This is a genomic window from Variovorax sp. S12S4, from assembly GCF_023195515.1.
In the GTDB taxonomy this organism is placed as follows: Bacteria; Pseudomonadota; Gammaproteobacteria; order Burkholderiales; family Burkholderiaceae_C; genus Variovorax.
Map to the genome: position 1 here is coordinate 496170 of NZ_JALPKR020000002.1, position 21003 is coordinate 517172.

The 21003-nt window shown below is 65.0% G+C and carries 22 protein-coding genes and 3 pseudogenes; 17 read left to right on the forward strand and 8 right to left on the reverse strand.

The window, feature by feature from the left end:
* Positions 1-58: 58 nt before the first annotated feature.
* Together M0765_RS02685 and M0765_RS02690 are read right to left on the reverse strand one after the other, a co-directional pair.
* Positions 59-547 carry a C40 family peptidase gene (locus M0765_RS02685; RefSeq protein WP_258501875.1) on the reverse strand — a complete coding sequence of 163 codons (489 nt, stop codon included), beginning with the start codon at positions 545-547 and terminating at the stop codon, positions 59-61.
* A 137-nt stretch (positions 548-684) separates the two neighbouring features.
* Positions 685-1053 (reverse strand): DsrE family protein, encoded by a 369-nt coding sequence (locus tag M0765_RS02690; protein ID WP_258501877.1) that lies wholly within the window; start codon positions 1051-1053, stop codon positions 685-687.
* 55 nt (positions 1054-1108) lie between these two features.
* On the opposite strand from M0765_RS02690, the gene M0765_RS02695 reads away from it, so the two are divergent.
* From M0765_RS02695 to M0765_RS02725, 7 genes and pseudogenes are all read left to right on the forward strand, one after another.
* A complete protein-coding gene (locus M0765_RS02695) occupies positions 1109-2125 on the forward strand; it encodes an AraC family transcriptional regulator (RefSeq protein WP_258501878.1) in 1017 nt (338 codons plus the stop codon).
* Positions 2126-2170: 45 nt separating this feature from the next.
* Positions 2171-3190, forward strand: coding sequence for an AraC family transcriptional regulator (locus M0765_RS02700; protein WP_258501880.1), 1020 nt, complete (start codon positions 2171-2173; stop codon positions 3188-3190).
* A gap of 148 nt (positions 3191-3338) precedes the next feature.
* On the forward strand, positions 3339-4079 hold the full coding sequence (locus tag M0765_RS02705; RefSeq protein ID WP_258501882.1) for a nitroreductase: 741 nt from the start codon (positions 3339-3341) through the stop codon (positions 4077-4079).
* Positions 4076-5730 (forward strand): annotated as a pseudogene (locus M0765_RS02710) (AMP-binding protein). Before M0765_RS02705 ends, M0765_RS02710 begins: the two are co-directional and overlap by 4 nt.
* On the forward strand, positions 5723-6202 hold the full coding sequence (locus tag M0765_RS02715) for a MaoC family dehydratase (protein ID WP_258501884.1): 480 nt from the start codon (positions 5723-5725) through the stop codon (positions 6200-6202). Before M0765_RS02710 ends, M0765_RS02715 begins: the two are co-directional and overlap by 8 nt.
* Before the next feature lie 112 nt (positions 6203-6314).
* Entirely contained in the window at positions 6315-6998 is a 684-nt protein-coding gene (locus M0765_RS02720; protein ID WP_258501885.1) for a hypothetical protein, read from the forward strand.
* Between the two features lie 153 nt (positions 6999-7151).
* Entirely contained in the window at positions 7152-7793 is a 642-nt protein-coding gene (locus M0765_RS02725) for a dihydrofolate reductase family protein (RefSeq protein WP_258501886.1), read from the forward strand.
* A 99-nt stretch (positions 7794-7892) separates the two neighbouring features.
* On the opposite strand, the gene M0765_RS02730 is transcribed toward M0765_RS02725, so the two are convergent.
* The 3 genes from M0765_RS02730 to map all read right to left on the reverse strand — a co-directional run bounded on the left by M0765_RS02730 (position 7893) and on the right by map (position 9743).
* Positions 7893-8366, reverse strand: coding sequence for a hypothetical protein (locus M0765_RS02730; RefSeq protein WP_258501888.1), 474 nt, complete (start codon positions 8364-8366; stop codon positions 7893-7895).
* A 188-nt stretch (positions 8367-8554) separates the two neighbouring features.
* Positions 8555-8926 carry a VOC family protein gene (locus M0765_RS02735; RefSeq protein WP_258501889.1) on the reverse strand — a complete coding sequence of 124 codons (372 nt, stop codon included), beginning with the start codon at positions 8924-8926 and terminating at the stop codon, positions 8555-8557.
* Between the two features lie 70 nt (positions 8927-8996).
* Positions 8997-9743 (reverse strand): type I methionyl aminopeptidase, encoded by a 747-nt coding sequence (gene map, locus M0765_RS02740; protein ID WP_258501891.1) that lies wholly within the window; start codon positions 9741-9743, stop codon positions 8997-8999.
* A gap of 148 nt (positions 9744-9891) precedes the next feature.
* On the opposite strand from map, the gene M0765_RS02745 reads away from it, so the two are divergent.
* The 7 genes from M0765_RS02745 (at position 9892) to M0765_RS02775 (ending at position 15688) form a co-directional block, all read left to right on the forward strand.
* Positions 9892-10386, forward strand: a complete 495-nt coding sequence (locus M0765_RS02745) for a helix-turn-helix transcriptional regulator (RefSeq protein WP_258501893.1) — start codon at positions 9892-9894, stop codon at positions 10384-10386.
* Positions 10383-10790, forward strand: coding sequence for a VOC family protein (locus tag M0765_RS02750; protein ID WP_258501894.1), 408 nt, complete (start codon positions 10383-10385; stop codon positions 10788-10790). Before M0765_RS02745 ends, M0765_RS02750 begins: the two co-directional genes overlap by 4 nt.
* A gap of 50 nt (positions 10791-10840) precedes the next feature.
* A complete protein-coding gene (locus M0765_RS02755) occupies positions 10841-12478 on the forward strand; it encodes a sensor histidine kinase (protein WP_258501896.1) in 1638 nt (545 codons plus the stop codon).
* Positions 12475-13158, forward strand: a complete 684-nt coding sequence (locus M0765_RS02760) for a response regulator transcription factor (protein WP_258501897.1) — start codon at positions 12475-12477, stop codon at positions 13156-13158. Before M0765_RS02755 ends, M0765_RS02760 begins: the two co-directional genes overlap by 4 nt.
* Before the next feature lie 172 nt (positions 13159-13330).
* On the forward strand, positions 13331-13813 hold the full coding sequence (locus M0765_RS02765; protein ID WP_446751532.1) for an SgcJ/EcaC family oxidoreductase: 483 nt from the start codon (positions 13331-13333) through the stop codon (positions 13811-13813).
* A gap of 127 nt (positions 13814-13940) precedes the next feature.
* The gene (locus M0765_RS02770; protein ID WP_258501898.1) at positions 13941-14501 is read left to right on the forward strand and encodes a hypothetical protein; all 561 of its coding nucleotides are present in this window, start codon (positions 13941-13943) and stop codon (positions 14499-14501) included.
* On the forward strand, positions 14498-15688 hold the full coding sequence (locus M0765_RS02775; RefSeq protein WP_258501899.1) for a PrsW family intramembrane metalloprotease: 1191 nt from the start codon (positions 14498-14500) through the stop codon (positions 15686-15688). Before M0765_RS02770 ends, M0765_RS02775 begins: the two co-directional genes overlap by 4 nt.
* A gap of 8 nt (positions 15689-15696) precedes the next feature.
* Here M0765_RS02775 and M0765_RS29380 read toward each other — a convergent pair whose 3' ends face one another.
* Together M0765_RS29380 and M0765_RS29385 are read right to left on the reverse strand one after the other, a co-directional pair.
* Positions 15697-15870 carry a helix-turn-helix transcriptional regulator gene (locus tag M0765_RS29380; protein ID WP_446751586.1) on the reverse strand — a complete coding sequence of 58 codons (174 nt, stop codon included), beginning with the start codon at positions 15868-15870 and terminating at the stop codon, positions 15697-15699.
* Positions 15871-16116: 246 nt separating this feature from the next.
* Positions 16117-16616: pseudogene (locus tag M0765_RS29385) on the reverse strand (cupin domain-containing protein); the annotation flags it as partial.
* 74 nt (positions 16617-16690) lie between these two features.
* Here M0765_RS29385 and M0765_RS02785 point away from each other — a divergent pair.
* The 3 genes from M0765_RS02785 to M0765_RS28965 all read left to right on the forward strand — a co-directional run bounded on the left by M0765_RS02785 (position 16691) and on the right by M0765_RS28965 (position 20150).
* A complete protein-coding gene (locus tag M0765_RS02785) occupies positions 16691-17434 on the forward strand; it encodes an SDR family oxidoreductase (protein ID WP_258501901.1) in 744 nt (247 codons plus the stop codon).
* A gap of 151 nt (positions 17435-17585) precedes the next feature.
* Positions 17586-18374 carry an extensin-like domain-containing protein gene (locus M0765_RS02790; RefSeq protein WP_258501902.1) on the forward strand — a complete coding sequence of 263 codons (789 nt, stop codon included), beginning with the start codon at positions 17586-17588 and terminating at the stop codon, positions 18372-18374.
* Between the two features lie 207 nt (positions 18375-18581).
* Positions 18582-20150, forward strand: a complete 1569-nt coding sequence (locus tag M0765_RS28965) for a serine hydrolase domain-containing protein (protein WP_274708753.1) — start codon at positions 18582-18584, stop codon at positions 20148-20150.
* A 13-nt stretch (positions 20151-20163) separates the two neighbouring features.
* Here the strand turns inward: M0765_RS28965 and M0765_RS02800 are convergent.
* Positions 20164-20959, reverse strand: a pseudogene (locus M0765_RS02800) (SDR family NAD(P)-dependent oxidoreductase).
* Positions 20960-21003 lie beyond the last annotated feature (44 nt).

Consider the following 21003-nt stretch of genomic DNA (forward strand, 5'->3'; position numbering starts at 1 on the left):
AGGTGCGTGGCTTTGCGTAATGGAAAACCCGGAGCCGAGCCCGAAGGCCGGCCCGAATTCAGAGCCGACGAACCTGCACCGGCTGGCGCGACCAGTACACGCCGTCGAGCCGGTCGAGCCGCACTTCGCCGCCGGTGGACGGCGCATGCACGAACTGCCCTGCGCCCACGTAAATGCCCGCATGCGAGGGCGTGGATGCACCGAAGAGCACCAGGTCGCCCGATCGGATGTCGGACGCCGCCACCGGCCGGCCGAACCCGGCCAAACGGGCCACCGTGCGCGGCATGGCCTGGCCGGCGCTGTTCTTGTACACGTAGCCGATGAGGCCGCTGCAATCGAACCCACCCTCGGGCGTGTTGCCGCCATAGCGGTACGGCGTGCCGACCAGGCCGAGCGCATGGATCGCGACGCCGTTCGATTGCTCGGCCGTCAGGGGCGTGGTGCTGTAGGTGCCTGTCGAAGGGGGCATGCGCGGGCTTGCACAGCCCAGCGCCAGGAGGCAGGCGCCAATGGGAAGCAGACGAAGCAGCCGTAGGAGCAGCGGCATGCGGGAAGGTGGCCTGGGTGCGAGTGCGTCTTGCAAGTCTTGCATGTGGAATGGCGGGTCTTGTGGACGTGGCCAGACTCTAACGCGCCCAGCCCGCGGACCGCCGACCCCACCCGCCTACCGCGGCGCCGCTTTGCCTAGAAGCTCAACGTCGCCGCGCCCCGCTTGATCAGCTCGTGCATCACGCTGGAGCCGGCGATGACCACGCCTTCGAGCAGGCTCTCCTGCGTGTAGCCGCGGCTCTTCACGCAGGGCGTGCAGGCCCAGAGCGTGCCGCCTCGCGAAAGAAAGTCGCGCAGCATGTCGGCCAGCGGTTCCAATGGCTTGACGTGCGTCATGTCGGATGCGCCGCGCCGCACGAGATCGACACCCGCGCTGGTGAGAAAAATGGAGACCTTCAGCCCCGAGGTCATGCCGCCCAGGGCAATGACCAGTCCGACGGAGGACAATTCATGGTCGATGCCATGCGTGATTACAACGACCAGATCGCGTGTCTCGGTGTTCATAGTGGTCTCCATTGAATGAGTGGAGCCAGCGTACGCTTCATGCCGGAGGCAGGCCATGACCAAAATGCCGGAAGTCTTGACCCAAACATCGCCGGGTCGTTCGGGGGACATGCTGTCGGATTTGCTCGAAAGCATGCACGTCACAGGCATGGTGCTGTTCCGTGCCGAGTTCCGCGAGCCCTGGTGCGTGACGAGCGTCGATTCGGGCCAGATGGCCGCGATGCTCGCGCTCGGCTCGAGCCGCGTGATTCCCTTTCACATCATCGGCTCCGGCGGCTGCCGGATCGAGCTGCCCGAGCGCGAACCCATGCGGCTGAACAGCGGCGATGCCGTGCTGCTGCCGTATGGCGGCGTTCACCGCCTGAGCGGCGGCGACGCCACGGCGCCGGTACACATCGGCCAGTTGCTGCCGCAGCCTCCGTGGGCCGGCATGCCGCTGGTGGAGCATGGCGGAGCCGGCGGCGCCACCAGCGTCATCTGCGGATTCATACGCTGCGACGAGCTGCTGTTTCACCCCGTGCTGCGGCACCTGCCCGACGTGCTGCACATCACGCCGGACACCACGCCGGCCGACCACTGGCTGGCCACCACCATCCGCCATACCGTGACCGAGGCCAGCAAGCCGCAGCCCGGATGGCGCAGCATGCTGCCGCGACTCACCGAGTTGATGTTCGTGGAAATCCTGCGCAAGCACATGCAGGGCCTCTCGGCCGACGAGGTGGGCTGGTTCGCGGCGTACAACGATGCCGTGGTCGGCTCGGCCCTGAAGCTGCTGCACGCAGCGCCGCTGGAAGACTGGAACCTGGAGAGCCTGGCCCGCGGCGTAGGCGTGTCGCGCACCGTGCTGAGCGAACGGTTCAATCACTTTCTCGACCAGCCGCCGATGCAATACCTGGCGCACTGGCGCCTGCAGCTGGCCGCCAAGCACTTGAAGAGCAGCGAGCTGCCGATCAAGATCATTGCCGACCACGCAAGGTACGAGTCGGAGGCGGCTTTCAGCCGGGCGTTCAAGCGGCGCTTCGGCGTGCCGCCTGGGGACTGGCGGCGAAGGCAGGCGCAGGGGCTGGGTTGATCGAGCGATGAACGGCGCCATGGCATCTATTTGCAAAGAGTCTGCATGAAATCAGCAGGGTTGAAGGGCACTGTCTCCATCGAGCTCGTGCACGAGGCACTGCACGCCGCGGCGCTCAGGAACATGGACATAACCAGCGTGCTCGAAAGCGCAAAGCTGGATCGCGATCTGCTGAATGCACCCCGTGCGCGCATCTCCGCTGCCGCCTACTCGCGCATGTGGGTGGCGCTCGCCGACCTGATGGACGACGAGTTCTTCGGCCTCGACAGCCACGGGCTTCGCCGCGGAAGCTATGCGCTCATGACGCGCGCAGCGGTCAGCTCCAACAACCTGGAGCACGCGCTGCGCCGCATCCTCCGATTTCTTCACGCCACATTGGACGACTTTCACGGCGAGCTGGTCCGCTCGGCGGACGAGGCCCGCGTCGTCTTGCATGACGGCGGCGTGCTACGCCGGCTGTTCGGCTACGGCACCTGGTTCATCCTCGTTCACGGCCTGGCATGCTGGCTCGTTCACAGGCGCATTCCCTTGCGCGAGATGCAGTTCCGGTGCCCGCCTCCCGGCGACGACAGCCACTACCGCACGCGGTTCTGCGAGAACGTGAAGTTCAACGGCGAGACCACGCACATCACGTTCGCAAGCGATCTGCTGGATTTGAAGATCGCGGAATCTCCAGACACGGTCGACAATTTCTTGCGCGCGGCGCCGGCCAACCTGCTGGTCAAGTACCGCAATGACGCGAGCACCAGCGCGCAGGTTCGCAACAGGTTGCGCAGCCAGTTGCCCGATGCCTGGCCGGAGCTGGAGAAGCTGGCGCAGGAACTCTGCGTTTCCGGCACCACCCTCCAGCGCCGCCTGCAGCAAGAGGGCGTGAACTACCAGCGTGTGAAGGACGACCTTCGGCGGGACATTGCCATCGATCTGCTGTCGAGCGCGACCTTGACGGTGGCTGAAGTCGCAGCCCGGACGGGGTTCCAGGAGACAAGCGCTTTTCATCGCGCGTTCAAGAAATGGACGGGTGTCAGCCCCGGCGCGTATCGCTCCTCCCGCCCCGGGCGGGAATAGGCGCTCCCCAGGAAGAGCTTCGCATGCCCAAAGGCCCCGATCCAATCGAGGCGTTCGGGCATGGGCTTCGGTTGCTTGCAGAACTAACCTCCGCTCGCACCCGCAGCTTGCGTGTGCCAAGCGCTTGTTGAAAGCAAGGAACCCTGGAATGAACCGAATGATGGCACCGCCGCTCGGCGCAGAAACGCTGCGAGCGGCAGTCGATTGGGCAATTGCCACCCGGCGCAGCGTGAGAGCGTATTTGCCGAGGCCTGTGCCACGGGAAGAAATCGAAGCGATCCTCTCGACCGCGCGCTACAGCGCTTCGGGCATGAACATGCAACCCTGGCATGTGCATGTGCTGACCGGGCCTGCGAAGACAAGCCTGTGCGCAGCCATTGCGGCGCTCGACGACGATCCCCGGCTATCGGGCGAGCTGCTGGAGCCTTACGACTACTACCCGCGGGAATGGTTCTCCCCCTATCTCGAGCGGCGCCGCAAGGTCGGATGGGATCTGTACGGCCTGCTTGGCATTGCCAAGGGCGACAAGCAGCGCATGCACCTGCAGCACGGGCGCAACTATCGGTTCTTCGATGCGCCCGTGGGCCTGTTCTTCACCGTCGACCGCTCGCTCCAGGAAGGAAGCCTGCTGGACTACGGCATGTTCCTGCAGAGCGTGATGGTGGCCGCGCGAAGCCGGGGCCTTCACACCTGCCCCCAGGCGGCCTTCCTGAAGTTTCACCGCCAGATCGGCGAGTTGTTGGAAATACCCACGGGCCAGATGCTCGTTTGCGGTATGAGCCTGGGCTACGCGGACGAGTCGTCGATAGAGAACTCGCTCGTTACCGAGCGGGAGCCGGTTTCCTCATTCACGACGTTCCACAACAATGCAAAGGAGACAAGAGCATGAGCGCGGAATCCTATGGCAAGGGCCTCGACCGCTGCGAGGCCAATCATGTGCCGCTGACGCCACTCGGCTTTCTCGATCGCGCCGCGCTGGCGCATCCGGACCGCCCGGCCGTGGTGCACGGCGATCTGTCGCGAAGCTGGGCGCAGACGCGCGAGCGCTGCCATCGCCTTGCGTCGGCGCTGGTGATCCGCGGCGTTCAGCCGGGGGACACCGTTTCAGTGCTGGCGCCCAATACACCCGCCATGCTGGAGGCGCATTTCGGCGTGCCGCTGGCAGGCGCCGTTCTCAATGCGATCAACCACCGACTGGATGCCGAAGCGATTGCATTCATCCTGCGCCATGGCGAATGCAAGCTGCTGATGGTCGACCGCGAGTTCTCTGCAACGGTTGCCGCTGCCTTGAAGCTGCTCGACGAGCCTCCAGCGGTCATCGACATCAACGACCACCTCGCGCCGGCCGGTGAACGCATCGGCGAGACCGACTACGAATCTTTGCTGGCGAGCGGAGACCCACACTTCGCCGGCCGCTGGCCGAGCGATGAATGGCAGCCCATAGCCCTGAACTACACCTCCGGCACCACGGGGACCCGAAGGGCGTGGTCGCGAGCCACCGCGGCACCTACCTCATGAGCCTGCTGCAGATCACGAACTGGGCCATGCCGCGGGCGCCGAGATATCTGTGGACGCTGCCCATGTTCCATGCCAACGGATGGTGCTTCACCTGGGCCGTCACTGCGGCGGCGGGCACCCATGTCTGCCTGCGCAGAGTGTCGGCCGAGGCGGTGCTACAGGCTATCGACAGGCACGAGATAGATCATCTCTGCGCGGCGCCGGTCGTCATGGCCATGCTCGCGGACTCGGCGCAAGACATCAGACTGTCCCGCCCCGTGCGCGTGCTCACCGCGGGGTCCCCTCCTCCGCTTGCCGTGCTCAACAGTGTTTTGGCCATGGGTTTCGATGTGGAGCACGTCTTCGGCATCACGGAGGTTTGCGGCACGCCGGTGAGTTGCGCATGGCAAGACGGCTGGGACGATCTTCCCAAGGCCGAGCAAGGCAAGCTGCGGGTGCGCCAGGGCGTGCGCGCCGCCATGTTCGAAGGCCTCATGGTCGGCGATGCGGACACCCTGGCGCCCGTTTCGCAGGACGGAAAAACTGCGGGAGAGCTCATGCTGCGCGGCAACACGGTAATGATGGGCTACTTCAAGAACGAGGCCGCAACGCGCAAGGCGCTCGCCAACGGATGGTTCCGTACCGGGGACGTCGCGGTACTCCATGGCAACGGCTATGCGCAGATCACGGATCGTTCGAAAGACGTGATCATTTCGGGCGGAGAGAACATCTCTTCCGTCGAAGTCGAGGACGTGGTTCACGGTCACCCAGCCGTCTTGCATGCCGCCGTGGTCGCCCAGCCAGACGGGAAATGGGGCGAAGTGCCCTGCGTGTTCATCGAACTCCGGGCAGGTGCCGCGGCACCGTCGGAGCAAGAAATCATTGCCTTCTGCCGTGAGCGGCTGGCGCACTTCAAGTGTCCGCGCCGCGTGATCTTCAGCAGCTTGCCGAAAACGGCCACGGGCAAGATCCAGAAATTCCGCCTGCGCCAGCAAGCCGGAAGCCAGGAAGCCATCACCGGGCTCGCGAGGCCGCATGACTGAGTTCGAACCCGCTGCCGGGGCGCCCATAGAGCCCGGCTACCGCTTCTCGCGGACCCACGCCTTCGACGAAGAGCAAGTCAGAAGGTTTGCCCTGGCCGCGGGAGACGACAACCCACTGCACCACGACGCGGAATTTGCAAGAGGCACGCGCTTCGGCGGCTTGATAGCAAGCGGCACGCACACCACCTCGCTCTTGATGGGGCTTACCGCCAGTCACTTTGCCAAGAAAGGAAACGTGCTCGGAATCAACTTCTCGGTCGACCTGCTGCGCCCCGTGCGGGCGAGCGAGACGGTACTCATCGAATGGAATGTACTGTCGATCGCGGCCCGCCCGAGAGGCGGCAGCATCATCGAGATGCAGGGCTGGGTGAAAGACGCGGATGACCGGACCAGCGTTCTTGCGCATGGCACGGTGCTGCTCGCGCCTAGCTCGTCATCACAGTTGCCCCGCACCGGTAGTCAGGCTGGCTGAAATTTGCACGAGTGCGTGCCGTGCGTAAGGCTTGTCACGGCTGCGAGTACAGTTCTTTTTGCGCTATCAACAAGGGTACGGACGCACAGTCCGCGCCGAATCGGGGAGTTCAATGGGCATCGAATATCGGCACTTTCTTGTCGTGGACGACGCGCGATGGAAGCCGCAGGCAGACACAGTGTCAAGGGTCGAACAGGTGCTTCGCGCTTGGTCGTTGGGTGATCGCCCGGATAAGGTCATTGACTTGGTTCGAGGAGAACAGCTCTCCACTGAGACTTCCACAACCTCAGCACCGGGTAGAGGAATCGCAGTGATCTATGGCGGAGTCGATGGTGCCGCTGTCGAAAAGCTGGCTGGCCCGTCCTACTATCCGGATCTGAATGCCGCTGACCGCTACATCATGAGCACGACACTGATCGTTGGGGATGACTACCGGTTGCACACAACCGCAGACAGCAGTATCTACTTCGAGGTGGTAGAACCGCCACTCGACTCAAAAGGGCGTCAGCTTGACCCGATCGACGGCGAGTATTCGTCGGCTCTCTACGCGGACACGTTCGCGGGGACGGACGTTTCATCGCCCCCGGTGGTAGTGGCGCATGTCGCCGAATTTGCACAGAAGAACATTGGCTGGGCTAAGTGCAACGGATTCTGGCGGGTGGCACTGGTAATCGATTTCGGAAAGGACATTCCCGGCTTCGCTAGAGGTATTCATTGTCTGCCCGCCATCCAGTTTGTGCATGACCTCAGCGAAGCCTTTAGAGGCCCTGTTCTCCAGATTGGCGAGTTCGACTAATCACGGAGCGCCCGCAAAATCGCGGCCAGCTAAGTTGAGCCTCGGTGACGCCGCTAAGGCCGTTGGCAGAAAACGAGGCTTTGTTGTCATTGCTGCGGTAACGCGCAGCTCCTAGACTCGCCGCTCCAATGCCTGGAGCAAGGGGCTAATGCCATGTCAAAGCTTCGATTCAGGATCTCGATTTCGCTGGACGGGTTTGTCGCCGGTCCGCACCAAAGCTTGCAGGAACCGCTCGGGGCTGGCGGCGAGCAATTGCATGAATGGGTGGTCCCGCTGGAGGCCTGGCGCCGGCCACACGGCCTGGATGGCGGCGTGGTGAACGAGAGCACGGCGGTGATGGAAGACGAACTCGTCAACATCGGCGCGACCATCATGGGACGCAACATGTTCGGCGGCGGCCCAGGGCCGTGGGACAACACGAATCCCTGGAACGGCTGGTGGGGCCGCAATCCGCCGTTTCGTCACCCGGTATTCGTGCTGACCCACCACGCGCGCGAACCCTTGATGATGGAAGGCGGCACGAGCTTCACGTTCGTGACCGACGGCATCGAGAGTGCACTGGACCAAGCCCGGCGCGCGGCAGGCGGAAAGGACGTGGCACTGGCGGGTGGGGCCAACGCCGCGCAGCAGTACCTGAAAGCCGGCCTCATCGATGAAATGCAGCTGCACCTCGCGCCGATCTTGCTCGGCGGTGGGGAACGCCTGTTCGACGGCGTCGACACCCTGCATTCCCTTGCCCTGGTGAAGACGATCGCGGCGCCGGACGTGACCCACCTGAAATTCGCGAGAAAGTAAAAGCGCACTTGGCGGCAGACGTTGGCTTAGCGCTCTAGTGGTAGATGCCGTAGAGATACTGTTCCAGTCCGCTGTGGGTCGGCAATCTGATCGGTGCTACTAAGTGCCCCGCGCACGAACATGGTGAATAACTATCGTCTCGGCTGCGATCTCCTCGACCCATTCTTCAGGTGTCATGTAAGGCCGTTCGCCTTGATGCTCCTGATGGAAACGCACGATGGGGTTGTCGTATTCTGTGTAGTAGACGAAGAAGCCGCGGGTGGGAAAGTCGTGCGCAAGTTTCGCCGCAACGGCTTCCGCCCACCGTTTGCCGAAGACGCAGGCAGCTCGAAAGTCCGGATGCTCATCCTCCCACCATGGCTCATCCGGAAGATGCGCGCTGTGGGAGAAACAGTCGAGGACGTGCGTGTGATTGGCGTTGTGCTCGACATACGTGCGATCGGGTGACTGCGTGAGGCACGATGGCGGTGCGCACCATGAAAAGAAAATGAGTCCGTCGACCATCTTGAAGACAGGCCACAGATAGTCAGCGCTTGCCAAGCCTGCCCGCATTGGTACTTTTTTGATTTTCATATCCAGAGTCTGGCACGTCACGGTATTCCCACGACTTCATCGTCGCAGGCGCTCCCGTTCGAGATTCCATCGGTAAGCACTCGGGCGAAACCGGTGATCTCGCCGCTTGCGGCCAGCGCAAACAACCTGCGTATCCGATCCTTGCGATCGAGCCGTCATCGCGAAGCGCCAGTTATGGCGTGTCTTCGCTACCTCAGTGGCTGCTGCACAAGCTGAAGCTCGTTGCCGGAAGGGTCGCGCAGCGTTGCAAGAATGCCGCCCCATGCCTGTTGCTCCGGAAGCCCGGTGAACGCAACGCCAAGCGAGACCAGCTCGCTGTACTTCGACTGAACGTCCGCCACGTCGAAAGACAGCCCCGTGAAACGCCCGATAAGCGCCTGGTCTTCCGCGGGGGCATCCGCGTCGACATGCTCGACGACCAGGCTCATCGGTCCTGCGTCGAACACGCGAAAGCCCTCTTCGCTTCGCGGCGATGTGAGCGGCAAGCCAAGCAGCTCTTCGTAGAAACGGGACGCGCCCGGCAGGTCTCGAACAAAAATGCGTGCGGTGCGAAGCTGCATGGTCTCTCCTGGCGAGCGTTGGTGGATGGCTAGGGCATACGAGAAACGAAGGGCGAATCCCTGTTCGCAGTCAGTGCAGCGTCACGACGATGGGGGCACCCTTGGTGATGATCATCGTGTGTTCATACTGCGCGGACAAGTTTCCGCTTGCGCCTGCGAGCGTCCACCCGTCGGCAGCTTCCGTCACGATGCGGCTCTTGGTCGAAAGAAACGGTTCGATGGTGATGACCATTCCTTCTTGCAGGATGCGTTTGTCCGAGGGATCGAAATAGCCGGCGATGTGCTCCGGCTCTTCGTGCAGCGCACGGCCGACGCCGTGGCTCCCGAGGTTTTCGATGACCTTGAAACCATAGGCCTTTGCAGTGCGCTCGATGGCGGCGCCGATGGCGTTGATCGGTTGCCCTGCCCTGGCGCTCTTCATTGCTTCGGCAAGGGCCGTACGCGTGGCGTGGCAGAGCCGGGTCTTCTGCGGGTTGGTCGGGGGCACCACGATGGTCCCGCCGGTATCGGCAAAGTAGCCGTTGAGCTCGGCCGACACATCGATGTTCAGGACATCCCCTGCCTTGATGATCCGGTCCCCGGGGATTCCGTGCGCCGCCTCTTCATTGATGCTGATGCACGTCGCTCCAGGAAATTTGTATGTCAGCCTTGGTGCGGACCGCGCGCCCTGTTCTTCCAGCAGCTGCTCGCCGAGCGCGTCGAGCTCGCGCGTGGTCATGCCAGGTTCTGCGGCATCGAGCATCTGGCGCAGCACGAACGAGACGATTCTGCCGATCCGTTTCAATGCTGCGACGTCGTCCTGGGTTTCGATGGTCATCTGAGGTATTTGTGGAAGATTCGGTTGAAAGATCTTTTTTGGGTGGCGCACGGGCCTTGGAGGGCATTATCCGGTACCTATGGCGCTGGTACGCGCCAAACACACGAGGGAGAGCGTTGAACGTGAATCTGCATCTTCAGGGGGCTGCGTGAGCGAAGCCCCTGCCCTTCAAGACCCCGATCTGCTGCGCCGGCTGCTGCGCGCAAAAGACCGGATGGACGCCGCATCGCACGAAGAGTGGCCCGTGGGCCGTCTCGCGGAGGTAAGCGGCGTGTCCGAAGCCCACTTCGCGCGATCGTTCAAGCAGGCCTTCGGCATTCCGCCGCACCGCTATCTGCTCACCCGGCGCATCGAGCGCGCGATGGCCTTGCTGCGCGAAACCGACCGGCCCATCACCGACATTGCCTTCGATACGGGCTGGGCAAGCCTGGGCACCTTCGGGCGCACCTTTCGCGACATTACCGGCCACAGCCCGAGCGCGGTGCGCTCGCAAGGCAAGCAGGCGGTGCGCGAGCTCGGCCCGGTGCCCGAGTGCATCGTGAGCGCCGCGCGCCGGCCCGGGCTCACGACCGCAGTTTCGGAGAAGCGGCGCCAGGCGGCAAACGGTACAAACAAGCCCGAACAAACACAGGAGAGTTCATGAAGCAGGGCATTGATGTAGCCGGTTTGTATGTGCGCGACCAGGACGAGGCGCTTTCGTTCTATGTAGACAAACTCGGGTTTCGCGTTCACACCGATGTGGGCAACGGCGGCTATCGCTGGCTCACGGTGCAGCACCCGGAGCAGCCGTCGTTCCAGCTTGGGCTTTTTCTGCCCGGCCCGCCGGTGCACGATGAGGCAACGGCCCAGGCGCTGCGCGCCATCGTGGCCAAGGGTGCGATGCCTCCGCTCGTTCTCACGGTAAGCGACTGCCGCGCGGCCTACGACCGGATGCTCGCCCTGGGGGTGGAGTTCACGCAGGAGCCCGTGGAGCGCTACGGCACCGTGGACGCGGGCTTTCGCGATCCTTCCGGCAACGGGTGGAAGATGATCCAAGGCCGCGGCTGAGGCCTGCGGCACGCCATCGCACGGCCTCGCGGGCTTGCTAAAGTCCGCGCATGTTCAGATCAAGGCTTTCGCTGGCGTTCGCCGCACTGGTTACGCTGGTTTGCATCCAGGCGGCCTTCGTCTACTGGGGCTCGGCGCGCGTCAATGTCTATACGCAACACAGCCGCCTGGCGAGCGATATCCTCTCGGAGCTGCTGGAACTGTCGGCCAACAAGCAGCGGCTTCGGGTGTGGGCATCGCAGCAACTGATGAATGCAGGTGCCTCCAGCGAAACGCGCGACCGCTGGTTGGCAGGCATGCAGGCCAGTGCGGCCCGACTCAACGAGCTGGCGCACCGCGACCTGGCCGTGTGGACCGAGATCGCGGCCAGCGATGGCTCCGCGGTACCCGCGGAGGTCACGCAGCTGGTCGATGCGGTTGAACTGCTGGACGCCAACATTGCCGACGTGCACGAGCGGCTGCTGCGCCTGACGCCGCTGGAGCGAGGCGCCGAGTTCTCCGCCGTATGGCAGGAGCTCAACCAGGTGTTCGACGTGACGCGCGGGCGCGACCTGCGCGAACTGGTGAACGGCGCCATCGAGCGCCAGCGCCGCACAGTGCCGGTGGCCCGTGCCGCCACCGAGCGCGGCCTCGAGGCGCTGCGCCTGAAGGCCATCGCGCTGGCCGCGCTCACGCTGGCCGCTGCCGTGCTGATGGCCGTGCACCTGAACCGACGGCTGCAGCGGCCGCTCGACCGCTTGCTGGCCGGCACGCAGGCCCTGCAGGCCGGCAATCTCGACCACCGCCTGGCCCTGGGTTCGCACGACGAGTTCGACCGGGTCGCCGAGCATTTCAACGCCATGGCGGTCGAACTGCAGCAGCACCGCAATGCCGCCGAAGCTGCCCGGCGCCGGCTGGAAGACGCAGTCGAAGCGCGCACCGCGGAGTTGCGCAGCGCGCACGACACCTTGCAGCAGATCGACCAGCGACGCCGGCAGCTCTTTGCCGACCTCAGCCATGAGCTGCGCACCCCGGCCACGGCCATTCGCGGCGAGGCCGAGATTGCGCTGCGCGGAAGCGACAAGCCGCTCGCCGAATACAAGCAGACGCTGGGGCGCATCGTCGGCGGCGTGAAGCAGCTGGCCGGCGTGATCGACGACCTGATGCTGATCGCCCGCGCGGAAGCCGACCAGCTCGTGATGCGGCCCGGCGAGGTCGAATTGCAGCAACTCGTCGCCGACGCCGCCGAGCAGGCCGAAGCGCTCGGTGCGCTGCACGGCGTGCGGGTGCAGCTCGAAGCGCAAGACGGCACCGCGGCGCAGCCGGTGCACGTGCATGTGGATGCCGACCGCCTTCGCCAGGCGCTGATGATCGTGCTGGACAACGCGGTGCGCTATTCACACGCAGGCTGTACGGTGCGCCTTGGCTGGCGCGAGCGCGGCGAGCAGGTCGACATCGTCGTGCAGGACGAGGGCATCGGCATCGATCCGCACGAGATGCCCACCGTGTTCCAGCGCTTTCACCGCGGCCGGCGCGCGCGCGATCACCGGGTGGAAGGCACCGGCATCGGGCTGTCGATTGCGCAGGCCATCGTGGGCGCGCACCATGGCCATATCGGCATCGACAGCGTTCCCTTTGCCGGCACCACTGTCAGCATCAGCCTGCCGAAATCGCACGGCGACCAGGCCGCTTCGCTGGAGGCGGCATGAACATTCTCATCGTGGAAGACGATCCGCGCGTTGCCGATTTTCTGCTGCGCGGTTTGCGCGCCGAGGGCTATGGCGTGCAGCTCGCGCGCACCGGCACCGAGGGCTTGGAGCGCGCGCGCGGCGGTGATCTCTCGCTGCTGGTTCTCGACCTGATGCTGCCCGGCCTGAGCGGCCTTGAGCTGTGCCAGACGCTGCGCGCCGAAGGCCACCATGTACCGGTGCTGATGCTCACCGCCATGAGCACGCTCGAAGACAAGGTAAAGGGCCTGCGGCTGGGTGCCGACGACTACCTTACCAAGCCGTTTGCGTTCGAGGAACTGCTCGCACGCATCGAAGCGCTGATGCGCCGCGGCCGCGAACAGCGCCCGCAGGCCAGCACGCTGCAGCTGGCCGACCTGGTACTCGACCGCGAGCGCATGCAGGTCACGCGAGCCGGCCGGCCGGTTTCTCTCACGGCGCGCGAACTGGCCTTTCTGGAGCTGTTGATGAGCGCCCCGGGCCGCGTGTACAGCCGCGAACGCATCCTGTCGAACGTGTGGGGCACCAACGAGGACCCGCTGACCAACGTGGTCGATGTGTATGTGCGCCGCCTTCGCAGCAAGATCGACGACGGCCATGCGCTTGCGCTGCTGAAGACGGTGCGCGGCTTCGGCTACCGGCTCGACGCGCAGGAAAGCTGAAAAGAAGCTCGCCCGCGTTCATGCGCTGTTCATCTGCGCGTTAACCGTTCGTCATTCCGCGCAGAGGCTCGCGTTCATGCACGCGGCCAACACTTGATTCCTGCGCCGCGATGCGGTGCAGCGCCGGCACAACACGGCGTCGCTTTCATCTCACTGCACAGGAATCAAAAAAATGAAGATGCGACTTCTCGCCACCACCGCCGCCACCAGCCTGCTGGCCCTTAGCTTCGCCACCGGCGCCAACGCCGCGCCCGGCGCGGCGGCTTGCGCCCCTGTGACCCAAGCGCAGGTCAGCGCGCTGTTCGACCGCTGGAACGATTCGCTGCGCACACTCGACCCGGACAAGGTCACCGCCAACTACGCACCCGACGGCGTGCTGCTGCCCACCGTGTCGAACAACCCGCGCAGCACGCCTGCGGAAATTCGCGACTACTTCGTCAAGTTTCTGAAGGGCGAGCCGCGGGGCACGATCGACAAGCGCATCATCCGCATCGGTTGCAACGTGGCGCAAGACGTGGGCACCTATACCTTCAAGTTCAAGGACGGCACATCGGTGCACGCGCGCTACACCTACGTGTATGAACTGGTGAACGGCCAATGGCTCATCGCCCATCACCACTCGTCGGCAATGCCCGAGTCCGTTGCGGGCAAGTAAACGGCCGCACGCGCTGCCGCTGGAGATGCGCGCGGGTTCCTCCTCACCGCCATTTCCAGCGGCGGCGGATGATCGTCGTCCGCCGGGGGCGATGCAAGAGCAGCCCGCCGTGTGGCACGATAAAAGCATGCTCGAGCCCTCACGCCGCATTCCATACCGCACCTGGCCAGGCGCGCTTGCCGTTCTGCTTGCCATTGCCGGGTATGTCGGCGGCCTGAAATTGTGGGACAGCCGCACCCCCGGGAGCCGGCCGCTGCCCGCGGGCGAAACGGTGGCGGTCGGGCACGCGCGGTTCGTTCCCGCCGAAGGATGGGAAATGGACGTGTCCCGCTCCAGGACGGGCAGGTCCCTGATGCTGTTCAAGGGCGGCCACAAGTTCTTGGTGACTACCGGGTCATGGGCAGGCGGGCCCGACGGGCCGATGACGCGGCAGCAAAGGTTGATGGAACGCGGCCAGGGCTTGCAGATCGACGGCGACGTGTCCGGCTTTGTCACGCCGTGGGGCCTGCAGGGCAAGACCTTTGCCTACTACGGGTCGAAGCTGGCGGGGCGGTTCTGGCAGGTGGTCGACCTGCAGCGCCGCTCGCTGGTGCAGATCGACGTCTACGGCGCGAGCGATGGCTTGAACGAGGCCATGGCCGACGCGCGCAGCATGCTCGAATCGATGGACCTGGAGGCTCCGCAATGAACCTCGAACTTCCCGAGCAACAGGATCGCGCCGAATGGCCGGTGGGCACCGACTCGTTCTTCCAGCCGCGCCGCGCGGCCTTCTGGCTGCTGTCCGCGCTGATCGTCAATGGGCTGTTCTACACCTTCAACATGTTCTCGGTGGGGTTCCGGGTCGTCCCCATCACTGCGTTGCTGGGACTGCTGGTGTGGGGCATCTACACGCTGGTTTTTCTGCTGGTGTTTCGCACGCTCGATTTGCTCGAGCAGCATCCGCCGGAAGCTTTTTTCCTGGCATTCGCGTGGGGCGGCCTGGGCGCGGTCTACTTTGCCGCGCCGGCGAACATTGCCATTCAGAGCCTGTGCGCCAAGCTGGTGTCGCCCGATTTCGTGGCGATCTGGGGACCGGCCATTGCGGGCCCGATCACCGAGGAGTTCTTGAAACTAGCGGGCGTGGTGCTGCTCATTCTTGTGGCGCGCAACCAGTTCCAGACCTACCTCTCGGTGCTCATCGTCGGGGCCATGACGGGGCTTGGCTTCCAGGTGGTCGAAAACCTCACCTACACCGTCAACGCTTCCATGCACTTTCCGCTCGAGAACCAGGTGTACCCCGTGCTGCTGAACCTGCTGACGCGCGGTCTGCTGAGCGGGCTGTGGAGCCACGCGGCCTACACCACGATCGCGTCTTTCGGCCTCGCCTGGTTCCTGCTGCACCCTGAACGCCCCATGGCGGCAAGAATCGGCTGCGCCCTTCTGTGCTTTGCGCTGGCCTGGGCCATGCATTTCATCTGGAACTCGCCTTGGCTCGAAGATCTTTTCGACGGCGGCTACGGCGAGATGGCGGTGCTGCTTGTCGTCAAGGGCATTCCCGCGATGATTGCCGCCGGGCTCTTCTGGCGCGTGGCCGCCCGTGAGAACGGCGCCTACCTGCACGCCCTTGCGGCCTACTTCGTACCCGAGCGCGATCTGATCCGCGACGACGAGTGGGTTCGGCTGGGCGCGCCTCTGTCGCGCTACAGGGTTCGCATTGAAATGGGCTGGACCTTCGGCCTGCGCGCGAGGCGCCTGAAAACGCAGCTGCAGCGCGAGCAGTTGCGGCTTATCCGCAAGGCAATGACCTACGGGCGCGGGGCGCAGACGCTGCGGCACGAGGTGGCGATAAGGCGGCTGCGCGCCATGCTGGATCCGCTCATCACCACCCAACCCTGAAGCCCCCGCTAGCCCTGGCGTGCAAAGCGACCCGGCGGCCGGCCCACATGGCGGCTGAACGCGGTGCTGAATGTGCTGGCGGAGCCGTAGCCCACGCGCTCGGCAACTTCCGCAATGCCGACGTCGCTGCGGGCCAGCAGGTCTTTGGCGAGCGCCATGCGCCAGGCGAGCAGGTACTCCATGGGCGGCAGGCCCACGGCGCGAGAGAAGCGTTCAAAAAAGCCGACCGCGACAGTGCCGCCTTTCTTGCAAGATCGGCCACCGTCCACGACTGCGCGGGATCGCCATGCAGGTGCCGCAGCGCGGTGGACAACCGCGGATCGGCCAACCCGCGAAGCAGCCCCGGCGGCGCGCGCTCCCCCGGGGGTGGAGCGGAGGGCTTCGATCAGCAGCAATTCAACGAGGCGTTCAAGGACGAGATCGCGCCCCGGTTTCTGCTGGAGCGATTCCTCCCTTACGAGCTGCACCAGCACTGAAAGGCGCCCGATGTCGCGCACGTGCAGCAGCGCTGGAAGCAGCGAAGCCAGCAACGACGCGTCCGGCGATTCGAAGGCAAAGTAGCCGCCGAGCATTCGCATGTCCGGGGGCCTTCGCGCCTGCCGTGGCGAATTTCTTCCGTTGGCGCGGGCACCTTCCTGGCGTCCACAAACACCGGCTCCGCAGGTTCGAGGCCCGACATGGTGAACCCCGGCGTGGCGGGCATGAGCACGAAGTCGCCCGCGGCAAGGGCAAGAGGCTCTTGCCCGTCTACCGCAAGAACGCATTCGCCTTCGAGCATGGTGCAGAAGCTGGGCTCGCCGAACGCCGAATAGCGAACCGCCCATGAGCCCGCGCCGCTGATGACCTTCGAGTACACCGCGCGCGGGCGCAGCAGCTTGACGACATCGGAGAGTGGATCGGACATGCCGGACTCCTGCAAACAAAACATGGACTATAGGTTATTCAAAGTCCTTCCCTGCGCCGATATCGTGACGCACCTTCACCCAAACTCAAAGGAACCCAATGAAGACCGTCCTGATCACCGGCTGCTCGTCTGGCTACGGCCTGGAAACCGCGCGCCACTTTCACGCGCAAGGCTGGCACGTCGTTGCGACCATGCGCACGCCGCGCGCCGAACTCCTGCCTGTGTCGGAACGCCTTCGCGTGCTGCCGCTTGACGTGACAAGGCCCGAGAGCATTGCCGCGGCGCTCGAAGCCGCCGGACCTATCGACGTGCTGGTCAACAACGCGGGGCTGGGGCTCTTCGGCGCGTTCGAGGCAACGCCGATGGCCACCGTGCGCGAGATATTCGAAACCAATACCTTCGGCATGATGGCGATGACCCAGGCCGTGCTGCCGCAGTTCCGGCTCAGGAAGTCCGGCGTGGTCATCAACGTCACATCCACGGTCACCCTCGCACCCATGCCGCTGGTGGCGGCCTACACCGCGAGCAAGACCGCCATCGAAGGCTTCACCGAGTCCCTGGTGTTCGAGCTCGCGCCTTTCAACATTCGCGCAAAGCTCGTCGAGCCCGGGTATGGCCCGGGCACGCAATTCACCGCCAACGGAGCTGAACGCATGCAGGGCTTGATTCCCGAGGCCTATGCCCCGCTGGCGCACCGCGTGTTCGCGGAACTGGGCAACCCGGCGGCAATGACTACCGCGGCCGACGTGGCCGAGGCGGTGTGGCACGCCGCGAACGACCCCGCGCCGACGTTGCGGTATCCCGCCGGTGCGGACGCGATTGCACTCGCCGGCAGCAAATAGGAAAGCCCGAGGCCCGCCGGCACCTGACCGCACAGCAGAAAGCCACGTCAGACTACAGCCGAGTAACGCCAGGCCTTCTAGCGTTCTGCTTTTTGCAGAGCTTCAGCATGGCTGATCCAATCCTGCCTGGCGCTGCATCGGAGCGCTTGCCTTGAACCTTTCTGATGATCCGGCAAAGCCCACGCCCTCGAGGCGCAAGCGCTGGCTCGGCACGGCGTTTTTGTGCGCCGTGCTCGCTGCACTTTTGCTGGGCGCGTGGGCGGTCGCTACCGGCAGGCTGCAGATTCCGGAGCGCTTCAATCCGTGGGCGCCGCTCGACGTTAGTGCGCCGCCCGACTGGCTGACCGGCTACAAGCTTTCGCGCGCCCGCAGCGAGCCTGCGCGCTGCCTGGCCGCGCTGGCGCAAACCGGCATGCAGTACGACCTGCTGCCCGACCGAACCACCGCCCCCGGCTGCGGCTTCAAGAACGCGGTGAGACTGCGCTCCGCCGGCGTGCGGCTCGGCACGGCGCCTTCGCTGAGTTGCCCCATGGCGCTGTCCTTCTTCATGTGGGAGAGGCACGCACTGCAACCCGCCGCCCTGCAGCACTTCGGCCAACCGGTGGCGGCCATCGACCACCTGGGCAGCTACGCCTGCCGCAACGTGAACCGCGGCGAAGGCGCCGTGCCGGGTGCTTCGCGCAGCCGGCATGCGACAGCCGATGCGCTCGACGTTGCCGGCCTGACGCTTGCCAACGGCCGCCGCATCACGGTGCTGCAGGCATGGCCTCGCGGCGGCTCCGCCGACGCGGCAAGCACCAGCGATCCGGCCGCGCTGCTGGTGCGCGATGCGCACCGCGGCGCCTGCCGGTTCTTCAACGGCGTACTCGGCCCCGACTACAACGCGGCGCACCGGGACCATCTTCATCTGGAAACCGGCGGGTATGAGGTGTGCCGCTGACAGCGGCTTCTCTCCCAACCCGCGTCATCGCAAAGACGTGTTTGATGCGCCTTGCTGAACAGGTGAGAACCTTGGAGCTACATCGCTCGCGCTTCCCCGAAAAGAGCTAGGCGGCCGCATGGGATTCACACACAATCCCGCCGGTGTCGGAGTTTGCGCACGGCAAACACCCACCGCTCCCATCGCAAAGCTACCCAAGGACCGCCAATGCATTGCCCGATCCGCCGTTCCCTTGCCACAACCGCTGCGGCCCTGAGCCTGGCAACCCTGCTGGCCTCGTGCGGTGGTGGTGGTGGCGGCGGGGGTGGAGGCGGCGGAGTGGTCGGTGTTCCGGTGACACCGCCGCCCACCACGGCCCAGCTGCCCGAACGCGACGCGCTCATTGCCCGGGCCCGGGCGCTCGAACTGAACACACCTTATGTGCCACCGCCCGGCAACGTGCTCGAGCACCACACCTCCGGCTATGCCAAGACGATGTGTTCCGCCGTGTTCATTACGGGCATCGACCCCGACGTTGCCGCCGAGAGCCTCGGCTACTTCGTGGGCCCCTATGAGCAGCGCAAGAACGTGGGCAAGCCCGTGGTCGATCGCGTGAAGAAAGAGGTCCGCATCTCGATTCCCAACGGCCCGACGTTGGTCGCGCGCCACTTTGGCTCGCAGGGCTGCGTCACGCTGCCGGCGGGCAGCGACGGCGTTTTCTTCACGCCCGTCGAGGTGAAGAGCACCCTGCCCGACCCCGCGACCCAGCCCTGGCCGATGGGCGACGTGCTGCCTGGCGACCCGCCGCCCGCGGAAGTCAACATGGCGAAGGTGAACGAGGCGGTCGAGGCGGCGTTCGGAGTGCCGGAGGCCTACACGGCGGCTTTCGTGGTCACGCACAAGGGGCGCATCGTTGCGGAGCGCTACATGAACGGCATCGGCCCGACGACGCCGCTCGAATCATGGTCGATGGGCAAGAGCGTCGTTGCCACCATGATGGGCGTGCTCATCAAGCAGGGTGTGTACAAGCTCGACCAGCAGGCACCGATCCCCGAGTGGCAAGGGGCCGGCGACGGCCGCCAGCAGATCAAGATCTCGGACATCCTGCAGATGTCGAGCGGGCTGCGCATCAAGGCGCCCGACGACCCGGACTTTGACCCCAACGGCACCTACCCCGATCACACCTACTACTACACCGGCCGCATCAACGCCTTCAACTATGCCGCCACCCGCCCGCAGCAATGGCCGCCCGGCGCGGTGGGCCGCTACCGCAACACCGACCCCGTGCTTGCCAACTACCTGGTGCGCCTTGCGGTGGAGAAGCGCGGCGAGGAGTACCTCTCGTTTCCGCAACGCGCGCTGTTCGACAAGATCGGCATCCGCTCGATGGTCATCGAGACCGACCCCTACGGCAACTTTCTCACGCAAGGCTACGACTTCATGTCGGGACGCGACTGGGCCCGCCTGGGCAACCTCTACCTGCAGGACGGCGTGTGGAACGGCGAGCGCATTCTTCCCGAAGGCTTCGTCAATTTCGTGAGCAGCGTTGCGCCGGCGTGGGCCGCGGACAAGCGCCCCATCTACGGCGGCTTCTTCTGGATCAACGGCATGAGTTCATTGGCCGCGCCGACGTCGGCCTACTACATGCTTGGCGCGGGAGGCCAGTTCGTGCTGGTGATTCCTTCGCACGATCTCGTCGTGGTGCGCATCGGGCATTCCAAGGGCCAGTGGTTCGCAACCTCGACGCTGAACAAGGCGCTTGCGCTGCTGACCGCCGCGGTGCCGCGCGTGCGCTGACGCGGGCAAGCAATCAGGACGTGGGCGCGCCCTTGCGCAAGGTGGGCAAGCCCACGCCGGCGGCATCGAAGCCGCCGTCCACCGCGAGCACCTGGCCGTTGATGAAGCTGGCCTCGTCGCTGCACAGAAAGCCCACCGTGTTGGCCATCTCTTCCGTCGTGCCGTAGCGGCCCAGCGGGATGGTGTCGTAGTAGTCGGAGCGGATTGCCACGGTGTGCACGAGCTTGGCCATTTCGGTTTCGACGGGCCCCGGCGCGATCACGTTCACGCGCACGCCGGCGTTGCCGAGTTCGACCGCATGCTGCTTGGTCAGGTGGATGAGCGCCGCCTTGCTGGTGCCATACGCCACGCGCAGCGGTGCTCGCGCGCAGGCCCGAAATGGAAGCGACATTGACCACCGCGCCACGCCCGCGCGCCACCATCAGCGCACCGAAAGCCTGCGTGCACAGAAAAGCGCCGTCGAGGTTGGTGCCGAGCACTGTGCGCCACTCTTCGAACGAAGTCTGGAGCACCGGCTTGAACACCGCCACGCCTGCGTTGTTGACCAGCGCATCGACATGGCCGAAGCGCTCGACGACGGCCTTGGCGGCGCTGGCGACCTGCAGCGGTTTCGAGACGTCGCAGTGCAAGCCGAGCACCCTCTCGGGTTGAGCCAGATCGGCCACCGCCTGATCGAGCGTGGAGGCATCGATGTCGAGCAGCGCGACGTTGTAGCCATGTGCCAGAAACCAGCGGCCGATGGCCAGGCCGATGCCGCGTGCACCTCCGGTGACGACAGCGACGCGAGACGAAGCGGGGAGATCAGTCATGGAAGTTTCTACGGTGAGCGGAGTGGTGCAGGCGGAATTGTGCG

Coding starts and splice junctions, on each gene's coding strand:
- M0765_RS02685 (WP_258501875.1), bottom strand. CDS start 547: ATGCCGCTGCTCCTACGGCTGCTTCGTCTGCTTCCCATTGGCGCCTGC.
- M0765_RS02690 (WP_258501877.1), bottom strand. CDS start 1,053: ATGAACACCGAGACACGCGATCTGGTCGTTGTAATCACGCATGGCATC.
- M0765_RS02695 (WP_258501878.1), top strand. CDS start 1,109: ATGACCAAAATGCCGGAAGTCTTGACCCAAACATCGCCGGGTCGTTCG.
- M0765_RS02700 (WP_258501880.1), top strand. CDS start 2,171: ATGAAATCAGCAGGGTTGAAGGGCACTGTCTCCATCGAGCTCGTGCAC.
- M0765_RS02705 (WP_258501882.1), top strand. CDS start 3,339: ATGAACCGAATGATGGCACCGCCGCTCGGCGCAGAAACGCTGCGAGCG.
- M0765_RS02715 (WP_258501884.1), top strand. CDS start 5,723: ATGACTGAGTTCGAACCCGCTGCCGGGGCGCCCATAGAGCCCGGCTAC.
- M0765_RS02720 (WP_258501885.1), top strand. CDS start 6,315: ATGGGCATCGAATATCGGCACTTTCTTGTCGTGGACGACGCGCGATGG.
- M0765_RS02725 (WP_258501886.1), top strand. CDS start 7,152: ATGTCAAAGCTTCGATTCAGGATCTCGATTTCGCTGGACGGGTTTGTC.
- M0765_RS02730 (WP_258501888.1), bottom strand. CDS start 8,366: ATGAAAATCAAAAAAGTACCAATGCGGGCAGGCTTGGCAAGCGCTGAC.
- M0765_RS02735 (WP_258501889.1), bottom strand. CDS start 8,926: ATGCAGCTTCGCACCGCACGCATTTTTGTTCGAGACCTGCCGGGCGCG.
- map (WP_258501891.1), bottom strand. CDS start 9,743: ATGACCATCGAAACCCAGGACGACGTCGCAGCATTGAAACGGATCGGC.
- M0765_RS02750 (WP_258501894.1), top strand. CDS start 10,383: ATGAAGCAGGGCATTGATGTAGCCGGTTTGTATGTGCGCGACCAGGAC.
- M0765_RS02755 (WP_258501896.1), top strand. CDS start 10,841: ATGTTCAGATCAAGGCTTTCGCTGGCGTTCGCCGCACTGGTTACGCTG.
- M0765_RS02760 (WP_258501897.1), top strand. CDS start 12,475: ATGAACATTCTCATCGTGGAAGACGATCCGCGCGTTGCCGATTTTCTG.
- M0765_RS02765 (WP_446751532.1), top strand. CDS start 13,331: ATGAAGATGCGACTTCTCGCCACCACCGCCGCCACCAGCCTGCTGGCC.
- M0765_RS02770 (WP_258501898.1), top strand. CDS start 13,941: ATGCTCGAGCCCTCACGCCGCATTCCATACCGCACCTGGCCAGGCGCG.
- M0765_RS02775 (WP_258501899.1), top strand. CDS start 14,498: ATGAACCTCGAACTTCCCGAGCAACAGGATCGCGCCGAATGGCCGGTG.
- M0765_RS29380 (WP_446751586.1), bottom strand. CDS start 15,870: ATGGAGTACCTGCTCGCCTGGCGCATGGCGCTCGCCAAAGACCTGCTG.
- M0765_RS02785 (WP_258501901.1), top strand. CDS start 16,691: ATGAAGACCGTCCTGATCACCGGCTGCTCGTCTGGCTACGGCCTGGAA.
- M0765_RS28965 (WP_274708753.1), top strand. CDS start 18,582: ATGCATTGCCCGATCCGCCGTTCCCTTGCCACAACCGCTGCGGCCCTG.